At 66.4% G+C, this 13,908-nt stretch carries 15 protein-coding genes; 11 read left to right on the top strand and 4 right to left on the bottom strand.

Annotation, left to right across the window (positions count from 1 at the left end; translation table 11 throughout):
- From BI344_RS19370 to hemP, 4 genes are all read right to left on the bottom strand, one after another.
- The coding region (locus BI344_RS19370) for an ABC transporter substrate-binding protein (RefSeq protein WP_158021091.1) at positions 1-241 on the bottom strand (241 nt) is incomplete at its 3' end.
- Positions 231-1,265: a hemin-degrading factor gene (locus tag BI344_RS19375; protein WP_071114454.1), complete on the bottom strand. Its 1,035-nt coding sequence runs from the start codon at positions 1,263-1,265 to the stop codon at positions 231-233. The genes BI344_RS19370 and BI344_RS19375, both read right to left, overlap by 11 nt.
- A 51-nt stretch (positions 1,266-1,316) precedes the next feature.
- Positions 1,317-3,518, bottom strand: coding sequence for a TonB-dependent hemoglobin/transferrin/lactoferrin family receptor (locus BI344_RS19380; RefSeq protein WP_071114455.1), 2,202 nt, complete (start codon positions 3,516-3,518; stop codon positions 1,317-1,319).
- A gap of 58 nt (positions 3,519-3,576) precedes the next feature.
- Positions 3,577-3,750 carry a hemin uptake protein HemP gene (gene hemP, locus BI344_RS19385; RefSeq protein WP_071114456.1) on the bottom strand — a complete coding sequence of 58 codons (174 nt, stop codon included), beginning with the start codon at positions 3,748-3,750 and terminating at the stop codon, positions 3,577-3,579.
- 308 nt (positions 3,751-4,058) lie between these two features.
- Here hemP and BI344_RS19390 point away from each other — a divergent pair, with 308 nt between their 5' ends.
- The 11 genes from BI344_RS19390 to BI344_RS19440 all read left to right on the top strand — a co-directional run bounded on the left by BI344_RS19390 (position 4,059) and on the right by BI344_RS19440 (position 13,589).
- Positions 4,059-4,790 carry an S-methyl-5'-thioinosine phosphorylase gene (locus BI344_RS19390; RefSeq protein ID WP_071114457.1) on the top strand — a complete coding sequence of 244 codons (732 nt, stop codon included), beginning with the start codon at positions 4,059-4,061 and terminating at the stop codon, positions 4,788-4,790.
- Between the two features lie 34 nt (positions 4,791-4,824).
- Positions 4,825-5,595 carry a glucose-1-phosphate cytidylyltransferase gene (gene rfbF / locus BI344_RS19395; RefSeq protein WP_071114458.1) on the top strand — a complete coding sequence of 257 codons (771 nt, stop codon included), beginning with the start codon at positions 4,825-4,827 and terminating at the stop codon, positions 5,593-5,595.
- A gap of 179 nt (positions 5,596-5,774) precedes the next feature.
- Entirely contained in the window at positions 5,775-6,260 is a 486-nt protein-coding gene (locus tag BI344_RS19400; protein WP_071114459.1) for a hypothetical protein, read from the top strand.
- Positions 6,261-6,354: 94 nt separating this feature from the next.
- The gene (locus BI344_RS19405) at positions 6,355-7,218 is read left to right on the top strand and encodes an N-acetylneuraminate synthase family protein (RefSeq protein WP_095210851.1); all 864 of its coding nucleotides are present in this window, start codon (positions 6,355-6,357) and stop codon (positions 7,216-7,218) included.
- Positions 7,215-7,727, top strand: coding sequence for a KdsC family phosphatase (locus BI344_RS19410; RefSeq protein WP_071114461.1), 513 nt, complete (start codon positions 7,215-7,217; stop codon positions 7,725-7,727). Before BI344_RS19405 ends, BI344_RS19410 begins: the two co-directional genes overlap by 4 nt.
- A gap of 25 nt (positions 7,728-7,752) precedes the next feature.
- The gene (locus tag BI344_RS19415; protein ID WP_083338693.1) at positions 7,753-9,558 is read left to right on the top strand and encodes a thiamine pyrophosphate-binding protein; all 1,806 of its coding nucleotides are present in this window, start codon (positions 7,753-7,755) and stop codon (positions 9,556-9,558) included.
- Positions 9,551-10,291, top strand: coding sequence for an SDR family NAD(P)-dependent oxidoreductase (locus tag BI344_RS19420; RefSeq protein WP_071114462.1), 741 nt, complete (start codon positions 9,551-9,553; stop codon positions 10,289-10,291). The genes BI344_RS19415 and BI344_RS19420 overlap by 8 nt, the downstream gene beginning before the upstream one ends.
- The gene (locus BI344_RS19425; protein WP_071114463.1) at positions 10,291-11,130 is read left to right on the top strand and encodes a sugar phosphate isomerase/epimerase family protein; all 840 of its coding nucleotides are present in this window, start codon (positions 10,291-10,293) and stop codon (positions 11,128-11,130) included. The genes BI344_RS19420 and BI344_RS19425 overlap by 1 nt, the downstream gene beginning before the upstream one ends.
- Positions 11,120-11,869 carry an SDR family NAD(P)-dependent oxidoreductase gene (locus BI344_RS19430; protein WP_071114467.1) on the top strand — a complete coding sequence of 250 codons (750 nt, stop codon included), beginning with the start codon at positions 11,120-11,122 and terminating at the stop codon, positions 11,867-11,869. The genes BI344_RS19425 and BI344_RS19430 overlap by 11 nt, the downstream gene beginning before the upstream one ends.
- A gap of 51 nt (positions 11,870-11,920) precedes the next feature.
- The gene (locus tag BI344_RS19435; RefSeq protein ID WP_071114468.1) at positions 11,921-12,733 is read left to right on the top strand and encodes an SDR family oxidoreductase; all 813 of its coding nucleotides are present in this window, start codon (positions 11,921-11,923) and stop codon (positions 12,731-12,733) included.
- 67 nt (positions 12,734-12,800) lie between these two features.
- A complete protein-coding gene (locus tag BI344_RS19440; RefSeq protein WP_071114464.1) occupies positions 12,801-13,589 on the top strand; it encodes a class I SAM-dependent methyltransferase in 789 nt (262 codons plus the stop codon).
- The last annotated feature ends 319 nt before the right edge of the window (positions 13,590-13,908 follow it).

Genomic DNA, 13,908 nt, shown 5'->3' on the forward strand with positions numbered 1-13,908 from the left:
CAGGTGGTTTGAGCTTGGCGATGGTTTCCGCGTTCAGCGCGCGTGAAAAGCCCACCACTTGGGCGTGGGCCAGCTGCGGCTCCTTGCTGCTGCGGTCGCGGCCCACCACTTCGTTGGCGGCGCCCAGCGCGACGACGATCTCGGCGATGTCAGGCGTCACCACCACCAGCCGCTCCGCGGCCTGGGCCGAAACCGCCAGCGCCGCCAGCAGCGCGGCTGCGATGAGGGGCTTAGGCGACATCTTCTTGCTCCAGCGGCGGCAGTTCGCCCAACAGTTTCACCCACTCCACCCGCTCGGCGCGGCCGGGCTTGCGCTCGCCGAAGAAGGTGGCCAGCGATTCTCCCTGGTCGTCGAACAGCTCCAGCGAGGTGACCACGCCATTGTCGCCCGGCTTGCGGGTGATCCAGGCCTCGGCGATCAGGTCGGTGCGCAGATGCAGGTTGAAGTCGGGGTCCAGCACGTTGAGCCAGTCGCCCATCACCTGGACATTGCGCACGGCTCCGGTGTGGATCTGGATCATGCCGCGGTTGCCGACGAATACCATGATGGGGGTTTCGGTGCTGGCCGCGCGGCGCAGCAACTGCTCCACCGCGTCTTCGCGCACGCGCCAGGCCTGTCCCGGCGGCGCCAGGCGGAAACCCTGGCGGCGCGACACTTGCCAGCGGCGCAGGAAGGAGTGGAAGGCATGCACGTCGGTCAGGCTCTGCCATTCGGCCTGAAAGGCCGACTGGTCGATCTGCTGGTCGGGCAGTTCGGCGGCGGCGGCCTGGACCGGGTCCAGCTGCAACGCGTCGGCCTGGGCGGCGAAGCGCGCCGCCAGCGCGTCGTAGGCGGCGACGTCGCTGTCCTCGGTCAGGTAGACCTTGTGCACCGCCTCGCCGTGGCGGTCGAAGAACTGCAGGCTGCGTTGCACGCCGCGCGGCGTTTCGTTCCGCACCGCGAAACCGTGGCGCCAGTGGAACAGGAAGATGCGCAGGTCTATCACCGGGTTGATCGCCAGGCCGACCTTGCCGTCGATTTCGACATTGGCGTAGTCGCCCTTGGTTTCATGCACGCAGGCGTGGTTGCGCGTCAGCGCCATCACCCGGCCCAGCGGGGCCAGGGCGGCGAGCAGTTGCGGCCATTCCGGCCGCAGCGGCGTGGCGGCCGGATCGGCGGCCACCAGTTCGCATTCGCTGACGCCCAGTTGCTCCGCGGCGTCGCGCGCGCGCAGGCGGGGTTGGCTGGCTTTGAGCGTCTGGTAGCGATCCCATAGCTGGCTCATGGTGTTCTCCTGTGATGCGCGGGCGGGTCAGCCGCCCGCATGGATGGGGAATCAGAATTGATATTCGACGCTGGCGCTGAAGTTGCGGCCCGGCTGGGTGTAGCGGTCCAGCGTGACGTCGTTGGCGGCCATGCCACGCACGTCGGCGGCCTTCCAGTATTTGCGGTCGAATACGTTGAACACGCCGGCGCGAATGGTGGTGCGCTTGGCCGGCTTCCAGTAGGCGGTCAGGTCCAGCGTGGCGTAGCCGGGGGCGGCGAAGCCGGGGCTTTGCGCAGTGGAGCCCGGCATGGCGGCTACCGCGGCCACCCGGTTGTTGCGCGCGGCGGCGCGCAGCAGCGCTTCGCCGCCGAATTGCGCCTGGTCGTAGCGCAGGCCCAGCACCGCCGACAGCGGCGCGATCGAGGCCAGCGGAATGTTGTTGTCCAGGTCCTGGCCATGGGCGTAGGCGAGGGAGGCCTGGGTCTGCCAGCCGGGGGCGAAGCGCCAGGCGGCGCGGGCTTCGGCGCCCTTGATGTCGACGCGGCCGATGTTCTGGTACTGGTAGGTCAGCAGTCCGTTGATCGTGCCCAGGCTGGCCTGTTCGATGAAGTCGCGGTAGCGGTTCTGGTAGGCGGTCAGGCCGAAGTCGAAGCTGTCCCACTGGCCTTTCAGGCCCAGTTCGATGCCGCGGCTGGTTTCCGATTTCAGGTTGGGGTTGGCGATCACCTGATAGCCGTAGGCACGGTTGACGAAGGCCATGTTGGCGTCGTCGAACGGCGGCGCGCGGAAGCCGGACGACAGCTGGGCGAAACCGGTGTAATGGCTGGCGAACGGGATGCTCAGGCCCAGCTTGGGGGAGAAGGCGCTGTCCTGGAACGAGGGAACCGGCTGGCCGCCGCTATTGGCGTAGGCCTGGTCGGGCTGGGTGCTCATCTTGTAGTGGTCCCAGCGCAGCGACGGCGACAAGGCGATGCCGTTCGCGAACTTCATTTCATCCTGCACGAATAAGCCGACGCGGTCGGAGGTGCTGTCCGGGAAGGTCTTGCTGGGGAAGGTTTCGCCGCCTATCGTGTTGCTGGTGCTGCCGTTGGCGTTGTACTGGGTTTTCAGCCGCGGCCGGCTGGTGTCGGTGCGGGAGAGGTCGATGCCCCACAGCAGCTGGTGCTCGGCCGACAGCGCATTGAAGCGCTGCTCGGCCTCCAGCGTCAGGCCGAGAATTTTCTGGTAGAAGTTGTAATTGGACTGGACCTGGCTTTGGTTGCCGAACAGGCTGTAGCTATTGTCGGCGTTGTTCAGCTTCTGCTGGTAGAGCTTGACCGCCAGCCGGTCCAGCGGACCCAGTTGGCGCGCCTCCCAGGACAGCGACACGCGGTTGCGCAGGGTGCGGTCGGTGGCGGTCTGGGCCAGCTGCGCCGGCACCGGGCGGCCCCTGGAGACATAAGCCGGATAGAGGGTGTTGAGCAGATTGCTGTCGGTGTCGCGGCGGTAGTGTTCCAGCGTCAGTTCCAGCCTCTGCTGCGGCGTGAGCTTATAGCCCAGCTTGGCCAGCAGATTGTCGCTGCGCCAGTCCTGCGGATTGGACGCGGTGCGGGCGGTAGTGGCGCTGTCGTTGCCGCCCATATTGTCGGCTTCGTGGCCGTTGCGGTGGGTGTAGATCAGCATGGCGTCGGCGCGTTCGCCCTTGGCGCCCACGCCGGCGCTGCTGCCCCAGCTGTTGTCGGCGCTGGCGCCGAAAGCCTTGACGTTGCCGCCCACGCCTTGTTCTTCCGGCACGAAGTCGTCCACCGTCTTGGTGCGATAGCCGATCACGCCGCCGATGGCGTCGGAGCCGTACAGGCTGGAGGTGGGGCCTTTGACGATGTCGATGGCGCGCAGCGTTTCCAGCTCGACGAAATCGCGTCCGGCGATGGCGCCGTTGCCGTTGCCGCCGCCGTCATAGGCCTCGGGCAGCCGCTCGCCGTCTATCAGCATCAGGATGCGGTTGCTGTCGATGCCGCGGATGGTGTAGCCGGCGTTGCCGCGGCGGTTGGGATCGGTGGCCACTTCCACGCCGGGCTCGTATTTGACGGCGTCTGCGATGCCGCGGGCGAGGCGGTCGTCCAGCTTGTGGCGCGAGATCACGCTGGCGTTGGGCGCGGTTTCCGCCAGCGGTTTTTCGCTGCGGTGGGCGGTGACCTGTACGGTATCCAGCGTGGGAGCGGCGGGGTCGGCAAAAGCCGGCCAGGCGGCAGCCAGGCTCAGCATCAAGGGGGTGGCGCGGAACAGGGCCATGGAAACTCCAGTATTGTTGTCGTTTCCGCTGGCTGGCTGTCGGCTGGCTTGCGGGGTATTACTTGATCAGTATTAGTTTGCCGTTGCGGGTCAGCTGCAGGCGGTAAGTCTCGCCCTGATGCTCGATCAGGATCTCCCGCCCTTCGCCGAACAGCTGGCTGCTGTGCAATCGCGGCGGCGTGGCCGCCTTGCCCGGCAGCTGGGGCGGCTTGCCGTTGTGATGTGTATTCATTTGCTAATGATAACTATTATCATTTAAATCGGCAAGCAGGCCAGCCCGCAATCGCGCGACGGGGGCGGCACCTGTTGTCAAAGGGGTCTCCGGGCGGTTGGCGGGCATTGACGGACGGGTGAATCATGCATGAAGGCAAGTTCAAAGAAATTATTCAAGCAGCCGGCCAGGGCGAGGATTTCCTAGCATCAGCCGAAAGGATTCGGTCATAATCGGGGATAAAATGGCCGCAGCCTGCCGCTTGGCCCATGCCCGATGAAATCGGCTCATGGCGCGGCGGCACATAACAAGCAACAGGGGAGGCGTATATGTTGGCGATTATCGGCGGTAGCGGGCTGGCACAGTTGTCGGTATTGGAAGTGACGCATCGCCAAGTGGTGCGCACGCCTTATGGCGATCCTTCCTGCGCGCTGACTTTCGGCCATCTGGCCGGACAGAATGTCGTGTTCATCGCCCGCCATGGCTACGGCCATTCGCTGGCCCCGCATGAAATCAATTACCGCGCCAATCTGTGGGCGCTGCACAACCAGGGCATCAAGGGCGTCATCGCCATCGGCACGGTCGGCGGCATTCGTCCGGACATGGCGCCGGGGCGGCTGGTGGTGCCCGACGACATCATCGATTACAGCTGGGGCCGCAAACATACTTTTTTCGAAGGGCCAGAGCGTCCGGTGGTCCACGCCGAGTTCACGGCGCCATATGACGACGGCCTGCGCCGGCGCCTGCTGGCGGCGGTCGCGGAGAGCGGCCGCAGCGGCGTGGATGGCGGCGTCTACGCCTGCACCCAGGGGCCCAGGCTGGAGAGCGCGGCGGAAATCCTAAGGTTGGAGCAGGATGGTGCCGATATCGTGGGTATGACCGGCATGCCGGAGGCGGCGCTGGCTCGCGAGCTGGAGTTGCCGTACGCGCATCTGTGCCTGGTCAGCAATTGGGCGGCGGGCAAGGGCGGGGCATCCTCGGTGCAGTTCGACCCGGCCACCGGGGCCTTGGGAGTGGAGGCCGTGACCGCGACCTTGCTCTGTTTGATGGCGGGCAAATAGTCGGCGGCGCGGCAAAGCAGCAGGAGTGTAGCCGATGAAAGCAGTAATTCTGGCAGGGGGGTTGGGCACCCGCATCAGCGAGGAAACCCATCTCAAGCCCAAGCCGATGATAGAGATCGGCGGCAAGCCGATCCTGTGGCACATCATGAAAATGTACTCGGCGCACGGAATCCACGATTTCATCGTGTGCTGCGGCTACAAGGGCTATGTGATCAAGGAGTATTTCGCCAATTACTTCCTGCACATGTCCGATGTCACATTCGATATGAAAAACAACCAGATGGAAGTCCACCACCGCAATGTCGAGCCGTGGCGGGTCACGCTGGTGGATACCGGCGCCGATACCATGACCGGCGGACGCCTGAAGCGGGTGGCCGAATATCTCCGGGATGAAGAGGCGTTCTGCTTCACCTATGGTGACGGCGTGGCCGATGTCGACATTTCCGCGCTGATCGATTTCCACCGCGGGCATGGCAAGCCGGCCACGCTGACCGCGGTCCAATTGCCGGGGCGTTTCGGTGCCTTGCAACTGGATGACGACCAGGTGCAAAGCTTCGTCGAAAAGCCGCCGGGTGACGGCGCCTGGATCAATGGCGGTTTCTTCGTATTGTCGCCTGAGGTGCTGGAGCGCATCGTCGACGACAACAGCAGCTGGGAGGGGGCGCCGCTGGCCGGATTGGCGGCCGAGGGTTTGCTGATCAGCTACCGGCACCGCGGCTTCTGGCATCCGATGGACACCCTGCGCGACAAGGTTTATCTGGAGGACCTGTGGCAAAGCGACAGGGCGCCGTGGAAGACATGGTGATCCGCCTGACTGCGGCGGCCCATTGCCGTTGGCGTGGAATTGCCGGATGGGTAATTGTGCCGCGCCGCCAGAGGATGGCTCAAGAAATGCCGGCGCCGTCCGATGAAGTGGCTAGGTTGTTTGATCGTCTGGTTTAAAACAATAATTAATAATTTTTACATGGTCCGTTCGCGCAGGCCATGCTGGAGACGGAAGTGAAGATGGCGGCAAGCAGCTTGGCGCAGGCGCGGTTGCAGGATCAGGTGGCGGGACTGGCCCAGGCCTGGGACGCCGTCCTGCCTGAGGCGCCGGCCCGGCAATGCCCGTCGGAGCGTTTGTCGGCCTCGGGTCCGCGCCGCTTCGCAGCCATCTTCTTCACGCTGCGGGACGGGAGGACGCTTGCCATGGCGATGGTCTTTCCCGCGCGGCCCGTTCCGGCCGTCCGTCCGGACTCGATTTCAACAGCGCCTGCCGCAGTCCTGCCGCCGCCGGCGCGCCAATTCGGATTGCCCATAATCCGCGCCGCTCCCACCCCGTTTCGATCAGAAGCGCATCGGCGCCGGCTTGCCGCTGCGCGGCAAGCTCATAGTGCGGCGCCCGCCCGCCGGCCGGCAAACGGCTCCAGGCAAGCGCTGCGGGATCGGATGGCGGAACCGTCGTCCGGCCATTCGGTGATGTTCGATTGATGCAGTCGTCGGCAGGGGGGAGCAAGGCGCGGCAGCCGGTGCCCGTGCGGCAGCGGCCTGTTTCTTAGATTTACCATTCCAGATGGAGATGCAAATGAAGTCCTTCCACATTGAAAGCACGCTGATCGCCGATGCTGAACCGAGCTACATCATCGCCGAAATCGGCATCAACCATAACGGCAGCCTGGAGCATGCGCTGCGGCTGATCGACACCGCCCACGAGGCCGGCTGCAATGCGGTGAAGTTCCAGAAGCGCACGTTGGACGTCGTCTACAGCGCCGAGGAAATGGCGCGTCCGCGCGACAGCCTGTTCGGCCACACCAATGGCGACCTGAAGCGCGGCCTGGAGTTCGGCATCAACGAGTACCGCCGCATCGACGAATATTGCCGCGAGCTGGGCATCCACTGGTTCGCCTCCTGCTGGGACGAGGACTCGGTCGACTTCATCGAGCAGTTCAACCCGGTGGCCTACAAGATCGCCAGCGCCTCGCTGACCGACGACGGCCTGCTGCGCCACACCCGCGCCACCGGTAAGCCCATCATCCTGTCCACCGGCATGAGCACGCTGGAGCAGATCGACCATGCGGTCGAGGTGCTGGGCACCGACAAGTTGGCCATCATGCATTGCTGCGCCGCCTATCCGTCCAAGTACGAAGATCTGAATCTGCGGGTGATTCCCACGCTGCGCGCCCGCTACGGCGTGCCCACCGGCTATTCCGGCCATGAAACCGGCCTGGCGTCGTCGGTGGCGGCCGTGGCGCTGGGCGCCTGCCTGCTGGAACGCCACATCACCACCGACCGTGCGCTGTGGGGTTCGGACCAGTCGGCGTCGCTGGAGCCCAGCGGGCTGAACCGCCTGGTGCGCGACGTCAGGCTGGTGGAGTCGGCTCTGGGCTCGGACCAGAAGCGGCTGCTCGATTGCGAGGTGCCGGTGCAGCAGAAGTTGCGCCGCAAATGAGCGCGGCCGCGCCAATCCGGGCGGTATTGCTCGATGTGGACGGCACGCTGACCGACGGGCGTTTCGCCTGGGGGGCGCAAGGCGAGGTCTTGCGCCATTTCTCCTTCAAGGACGTGATGGGCATCAGCCGCTGGCGGCGCAAGGGCGTGCTGTTCGCGCTGGTGTCGGGCGAGAGCGATCCCGCTCTGCAGCGCTTTGCCGACAAGGTCGGCATTCCGGCCGACCTGTGCTATCTCGGCTACGCCGACAAGGGCGAGGCGTTGGACGATGTGCTGGGCCGGCACGGCCTGCGGGCGGAACAGGTGGCGATGATGGGCGACGACGTCAACGATCTGCCGGTGATGGCCAGGGTGGGTTTCAGCGCGGCGCCAGCCGACGCCGTCGACGCCGTCCGCGAGGCGGTGACGATGCTGAGCACGCGCAACGGCGGCTACGGCGCGGTGCGCGAGGTGCTGGATCATCTGGGACGGGCCGGCCGTTTGCCGGCAAGCGATATTCTCCGGCGCTGACAGGCGCGGAGCGAGTGGAAGCGAAATGCGAGTAGCGGATTACATCATGCAGCGCCTGGCGGCGCTGCAAGTGAAGCAGGTCTTTTTTCTGCCTGGCGGCGGCGCCATGCACCTGAACGACGCGCTGGCCATCCGGCCGGAGCTGGAGCCGGTGCTGTGCCTGCATGAGCAGGCGTGCGCCATCGCGGCGGAAGCTGCGGCCAAGCTCAGCGGTGGGCCATCGGCCTGCCTGGTCACCAGCGGCCCCGGCGCCACCAATGCGATCACCGGCACCCTGGGCGCCTGGCTGGACTCCACCCCGGTGTTCTTTCTGTCGGGCCAGGTCAAGAGCAGCGACCTGAAGGGCGACAGCGGCCTGCGCATGCTGGGCGTGCAGGAAGCCGATATCGTGTCCATGGTGTCGTCCATCACCAAGATGGCGGTGACGCTGACCGAGCCGGAACAAGTGGCGGCGGTGTTCGACCAACTGGAGCACGCGGCGCTGAGCGGGCGGCGCGGCCCGGTGTGGCTGGACGTGCCGCTGGACGTGCAGTCGGTCCAGGTGGAGCCTGAGCAACTGGCCCGCTGGCAGCCGCCGGCGCCGGAGGAGGCACCTGACCTGGCCGCCGCGGCTAGTCAAGCGCTGCAACTGCTGGCCAGGGCCGAGCGCCCGGTGATCATCGCCGGACACGGCATCCGCATGGCCGGTGCCGCCGATGCCTTCCGCGAGCTCTACCAGACGCTGCAGGTGCCGGTGCTGACCACGTGGCTGGGCATGGACCTGATCGAGGACGACCATCCCCTTTATGCCGGCCGGCCCGGCTCCATCGCGCCGCGCTGGGCCAACTTCGCCCTGCAGAACGCCGACTTCGTGCTGGTGCTGGGCGCGCGGCTGGACATGGCGATGACCGCTTACGCGCACAGCCGCTTCGCCCGCGGCGCGGTCAAGGTGGTGGTGGACATCGATCCGGCTGAAATCGACAAGCTGCAGATGGAGATCGCGCTGCCGCTGGCGGCCGACGCCGGCGATTTCATCCGCGAGCTGCAGCGGCGGCAAGACGGCGGCGCATCCGGGAAATGGCAGGTCTGGCTGGCGCGGATCGCGGGCTGGAAGGCCAGTTATCCGCTGCTGCTGCCCGAGCATTACCGTGCCGAGGGGCCGCTCAGCCTGTACCGCTTCAGCGATGTGCTGTCGGAGCGGATGGACGGGCGCGACGTGATCGCGCCGGCCAGCTCCGGCTTCGCCGCCGAGCTGTTCCTGCTGGCACTGAGGCTGAAGGACGGCCAGCGCTGCTTCCACAACCGCGGCACCGGCTCGATGGGCTTCGGCCTGCCGGCCGCGGTCGGCGCCTGCCTGGCCTCCGGGCGGCGGCGCACCATTTGCGTGGAAGGCGACGGCGGCCTGCAGATGAATGTGCAGGAGCTGGCGACGCTGGCCAGCCAGAAGCTGCCGGTCAAGCTGTTCATCATCAACAACTCCGGCTACGCGTCGATCCGCACCTCGCAGCAGAACTATTTCCAGCGCCAGCTGGGCGCCGACGCCCGCAGCGGCCTGCAACTGCCCGATCTGGCCAGCCTGGCGCGCGCCTACGGCCTGCCGTATGTGGCGATACGCAACGAGGACGAGCTGCACTATGGCCTGAGCGCTGTGCTGGACTGTGACGGACCGGTGCTGTGCGACGTCAGCATCCTGCCGGAGGAGCCGCGCGTTCCCCGCGTCGCCAGCCGGGTGGCGGAGAACGGCAAGATCGTGTCGTCGCCGCTGGAGGATCTGTTCCCCTTCCTGCCCCGCGAGGAACTGCAAAGCAATATGCACATTCCCTTGCTGGAGGAGAGCCTGGGCAATGGCTGATCCGCTGTTTTCGCTGCAGGGCCGTTGCGTGGTGGTGGCCGGCGCGTCGCGCGGCATCGGCCTCGCGCTGGCCGAGGGGCTGGCGCGGCAGGGCGCGGCGGTCGTCGGCTTCGGCCGCACCGCCGCGGTGGCGGTCGAGGGTTTCCAATACCATTGCTGCGATCTGAATGATGGCGCGGCGCTCGAGGCCTTGCTGGAGCGGATATGCGCCGGCCATGGCGCGATCGACGCCTATATCCACGTGGCCGGCATCACGGTGCCGGCCGGCGATGGCCTGCAGGGCGTGGAGCAGTTCGAGCAAACGCTGAACGTTAACCTGGTGGCCGCCTACCGCGCTTGCCGCTCGGTGGGTTTGCGGATGGCGGCGGCCGGCGGCGGCTCCATCGTCACGGTGGCCAGCATAGGCGCGCTGCAGGCGTTTCCGGGCAACCCCGGCTATGTCGCCGCCAAGGGCGGTCTGCGGATGATGAGCAAGTCGCTGGCGTTGGATCTGGGGCCGTCCGGCGTCCGGGTCAACTCGCTGCTGCCGGGCTATTTCCGCACCGAGATGACCGAGCAGAGCTATCAGGACCCCGACAAGCGCGCCGCGCGCGCCGGGCGCACCATGCTGGGGCGCTGGGGGCGGGTGGAGGAGCTGATCGGCGCGGCGGCTTTCCTGGCGTCGGACGCCAGCAGCTACGTCACCGGCAGCGATTTGATCGTAGACGGCGGCTGGAGCGCCAAGGGATTGTGATGAACACCATAGGATTCATGCAGGGGCGGCTGGTCGACAAGGTAGACGGGAAGATACAGGCGTTTCCCTGGCGCGACTGGCGGCTGGAGTTCGAGCGGGCGGCCGAGCACGGCTTCCCGGTGATGGAGTGGACGCTGGACCATCAGGATCTGCGGCGCAATCCGTGCATGACGGCGGAAGGCCGGGCCGAGATCGCCGGGTTGTGCCGGCTTCACCGGCTCGCCATCGACTCCATGACTGGAGATTGCTTCATGCAGGCGCCGTTCTGGAAGGCCGACGGCGAAGCGCGGCGGGCCTTGCTGCAGGAGTTCGACGACGTGGCGGCGGCATGCGCCGCCATCGGCGTCCGTTACCTGGTGGTGCCGCTGGTGGACAACGGCAGCCTGGAGACCCCCGGCCAGTGGGATCTGTTGACCGAGTCGCTGCGGCAGCGGGCCGGCGCGCTGGCGCGGAGCGGAGTGGCGGTGGTTTTTGAAACCGATCTGGCGCCGGACGATTACGCCCGGCTGATGGCGCGCCTGCCGGAGCCGTGCTTCGGCGTCAACTACGACATCGGCAACAGCGCCAGCCTGGGTTTCGATCCCCGCGAAGAGTTCGCCGCCTATGGGCGGCGCATCGTCAATGTCCATGTCAAGGACCGGGTCCGCGGCGGCAGCACCGTGCCCTTGGGCAGCGGCGACGCCGATTTTGCGGCGGTGTTCGCCGGCCTGCGGGCGCTGGGCTACGGCGGCAACCTGATCCTGCAGACGGCCAGAGCGGACGATGGCCGCCATGCCGAAGTCTTGTCGGATTATCGCCGCTTTGTCGTCGATGGCTGGGAGCGGGCGCGTGGATCTTGAACTGGCGGGCAAGCGCGCGCTGGTGACCGGATCGTCGCGCGGGATAGGCCGGGCCATCGCCGGCGCGCTGCGCGCCGAGGGCTGCGAGGTGGTGCTCAACGGCCGGGAACCGCTGCGGTTGGCCGAAGCCGCCGCGGCGCTGGGCTGCGACAGCCTGGCGGCCGACGTGACGGACGCCGCCGATTGCGCGCGGCTGTTCGAAACCGTCGAGCAGCGCTACGGTCGTCTGGACGTGCTGGTGTGCAATGTCGGCAGCGGCCGCTCCTTGCCGCCGGGGCGGGAGGATGGCGCCGAGTGGCTGCGTATGCTCAATCTCAACCTGATGGCCGCGGTCAATGCGATCCAGGCCGCCAGGCCGCTGATGGCCAGGACCGGCGGCGCCATGCTGTGCGTTTCCTCGATCTGCGGCCAAGCCGCCTTGGGCGCGCCGCTGGCCTATTCGGCGGCCAAGGCGGCGCTGGACAGCTATGTGCGCGGCGCGGCGCGGGTGCTGGCCGCTGACGGCATACGGCTGAACGCGCTGGCGCCGGGCAATGTGCTGTTTTCCGGCTCGGTCTGGGAGGGCAAGCTGGCGCAGGACGAGGCTGCGGTGCGGCAGATGCTGGAGCGCGAAGTGGCGCTGGCGCGGCTGGGCAGCGATCGCGAGATCGCCGATACCGCGGCGTTCCTGTGCTCCGCCCGTGCGTCGTTCACCACCGGCAGCGTGGTGGTGGTCGACGGCGGGCAGTTGCGCGCGTGATGATGAAAATACTGAACCGGCGCCGTGCTTGCGCCGGAGGCGGGATGGCTGATGAGCTACGATAAATTCAATTTGGCCGGCAAAGTTGCGGTGGTGACAGGTGGCGCCGGTCTGCTGGGCGTGCGCCACGCGCAGGCGCTGATCGAGGTCGGTTGCCAGGTGTTCCTGGCGGATATAGACGAGCGGGCGCTGGCGGCGGCTTGCGCCGAACTGGGCGAGCAGGCGTTGCCGCTGGCGCTGGACGTGACTTCGGAAGCGTCGGTCGCCGCCGCCGTCGAGCAGGTGCTGGCGCGTGGCGGCCGGGTCGATATCCTGATCAACAACGCCGCGATCGACCCCAAGGTCGGCAAGGTGGGGCTGCAGGAGCCGTCGCGGCTGGAGAATTTCTCGCCGCAGCAGTGGGACCGCGAACTGGCGGTCGGTCTGAGCGGCGCGTTTCTGTGCAGCAAGCATTTCGGCGGCTGGATGGCTGCGAACGGCGGCGGAACCATCCTCAACATCGCCTCCGATCTATCGGTGTTCGCGCCGGACCAGCGCCTCTACCGCAAGGATGGATTGCCGGACGACAGGCAGCCGGTGAAGCCGGTGACCTATTCGGTGATCAAGACCGGCCTGATAGGCCTGACCCGTTATTTGGCGACGTATTGGGCGGAGGCCGGCGTCAGGGTCAACGCGCTGTCGCCGGGCGGCGTTTTCAATCAGCAGCCGGACGAGTTCGTGGCGAAGCTGTCCCGGCTGATCCCGCTGGGGCGGATGGCGGAGCGCGACGAATACCAGGGCGCGGTGCTGTTCCTGTGCTCGGACGCATCCAGCTACATGACCGGCCAGAACCTGGTGATGGACGGCGGCCGCAGCGTCTGGTAGCCGTCCAGGCCAGGGGGCCGCGGTTTCTGCAGCGGCTGGAGGAGTGTAGGTTTCGCTTGGGAGTTTTATGGCTTCGATCCATATTGCCGATCGCTGCTTGTGCTGCGGCGGGGAGCAGCTCAGCGCGTTCCCGGCGGTTTTGATGCCTTTTGTCGCCCACCGGGCGCTGGGTTGGCAGCCGGTCAGGATCGCCGAAGACTGGCAGATGGCGCATCTGCAGACCGGCATCGCCTATTCGGTCTGTAATACGTTGTATTGCAGGGATTGCCATTTCGTTTTTCTCGACATGCGTTTTGATGGCGAGGCGATGGCCAATCTGTACCGCGACTACCGCGGCGACGAGTATGTGGCGCTGCGCGACCACTACGAGCCGGGTTACGCGCAACGCAATGCCGGCCTGCTGGACGGCATGGGGTATGTCGATAAGGTCGAGGATTTCATCGGCGGCGTGGCGCCGGGGATAGCCACCGTGCTCGACTACGGTGGCGACACCGGAATCAACAGCCCGTTCCGCCACCGCGCCGAGGTGTTTGTCTATGACATTTCCGGCTGCGAGGTGGTGGATGGCGCGAGAAGACTAAGCCGGGACGAGTTGCGGCGCGGCGCCTACGATCTGATCGTGCTGAGCAATGTGCTGGAGCACGATCCGGACCCGGAGCGCCTGCTGCGGGAGGTTTGCCGTTACATGGACGGCGGGACCCATCTGTATCTGGAAGTGCCGGCCGAGCAATTGTTCATGCGCTTTGGCGAGGGATGGACGCCGCGCGGAACAAGCATCATTGGCACGAGCACATCAACTTTTTCACCCGGCCGTCGCTGCAGCGCTTGCTGGCGCGGTGCGGCTTGGCGGCGCTAGCCAGCGCCACCCTGGTCATAGACGAGGCGCGGCCGAATCTGCAGGTGGTCGGTGTGCTGTGCCGCCTTGTCGGCGGAGGAGCGGGGAATGGGTGAATATCTCTTGCGCGAAGCGTCTTGTCCGCTATGTCGGGACGCAGCGGCGGTGATGCTGGAACTGACCTTATCCAAGCGGATGGCTTTGCCCCGGGAGGTCGCCATCGGCTGTTGCCCTGCATGTCAGTTTGCTTTTGTCAGCCCCAGGCAGCCGTCCGCCTATCTCGATTATTATGCGGCGGTCTGCAACGACCAGTTGTCCGGCGAGAATGGCATCTCGGAGC

The sequence above is a fragment of the Chromobacterium sphagni genome, from assembly GCF_001855555.1.
GTDB classification, from domain to species: domain Bacteria; phylum Pseudomonadota; class Gammaproteobacteria; order Burkholderiales; family Chromobacteriaceae; genus Chromobacterium; species Chromobacterium sphagni.

Coding starts and splice junctions, on each gene's coding strand:
- BI344_RS19375 (WP_071114454.1), bottom strand. CDS start 1,265: ATGAGCCAGCTATGGGATCGCTACCAGACGCTCAAAGCCAGCCAACCC.
- BI344_RS19380 (WP_071114455.1), bottom strand. CDS start 3,518: ATGGCCCTGTTCCGCGCCACCCCCTTGATGCTGAGCCTGGCTGCCGCC.
- hemP (WP_071114456.1), bottom strand. CDS start 3,750: ATGAATACACATCACAACGGCAAGCCGCCCCAGCTGCCGGGCAAGGCG.
- BI344_RS19390 (WP_071114457.1), top strand. CDS start 4,059: ATGTTGGCGATTATCGGCGGTAGCGGGCTGGCACAGTTGTCGGTATTG.
- rfbF (WP_071114458.1), top strand. CDS start 4,825: ATGAAAGCAGTAATTCTGGCAGGGGGGTTGGGCACCCGCATCAGCGAG.
- BI344_RS19400 (WP_071114459.1), top strand. CDS start 5,775: ATGCTGGAGACGGAAGTGAAGATGGCGGCAAGCAGCTTGGCGCAGGCG.
- BI344_RS19405 (WP_095210851.1), top strand. CDS start 6,355: ATGAAGTCCTTCCACATTGAAAGCACGCTGATCGCCGATGCTGAACCG.
- BI344_RS19410 (WP_071114461.1), top strand. CDS start 7,215: ATGAGCGCGGCCGCGCCAATCCGGGCGGTATTGCTCGATGTGGACGGC.
- BI344_RS19415 (WP_083338693.1), top strand. CDS start 7,753: ATGCGAGTAGCGGATTACATCATGCAGCGCCTGGCGGCGCTGCAAGTG.
- BI344_RS19420 (WP_071114462.1), top strand. CDS start 9,551: ATGGCTGATCCGCTGTTTTCGCTGCAGGGCCGTTGCGTGGTGGTGGCC.
- BI344_RS19425 (WP_071114463.1), top strand. CDS start 10,291: ATGAACACCATAGGATTCATGCAGGGGCGGCTGGTCGACAAGGTAGAC.
- BI344_RS19435 (WP_071114468.1), top strand. CDS start 11,921: ATGAGCTACGATAAATTCAATTTGGCCGGCAAAGTTGCGGTGGTGACA.
- BI344_RS19440 (WP_071114464.1), top strand. CDS start 12,801: ATGGCTTCGATCCATATTGCCGATCGCTGCTTGTGCTGCGGCGGGGAG.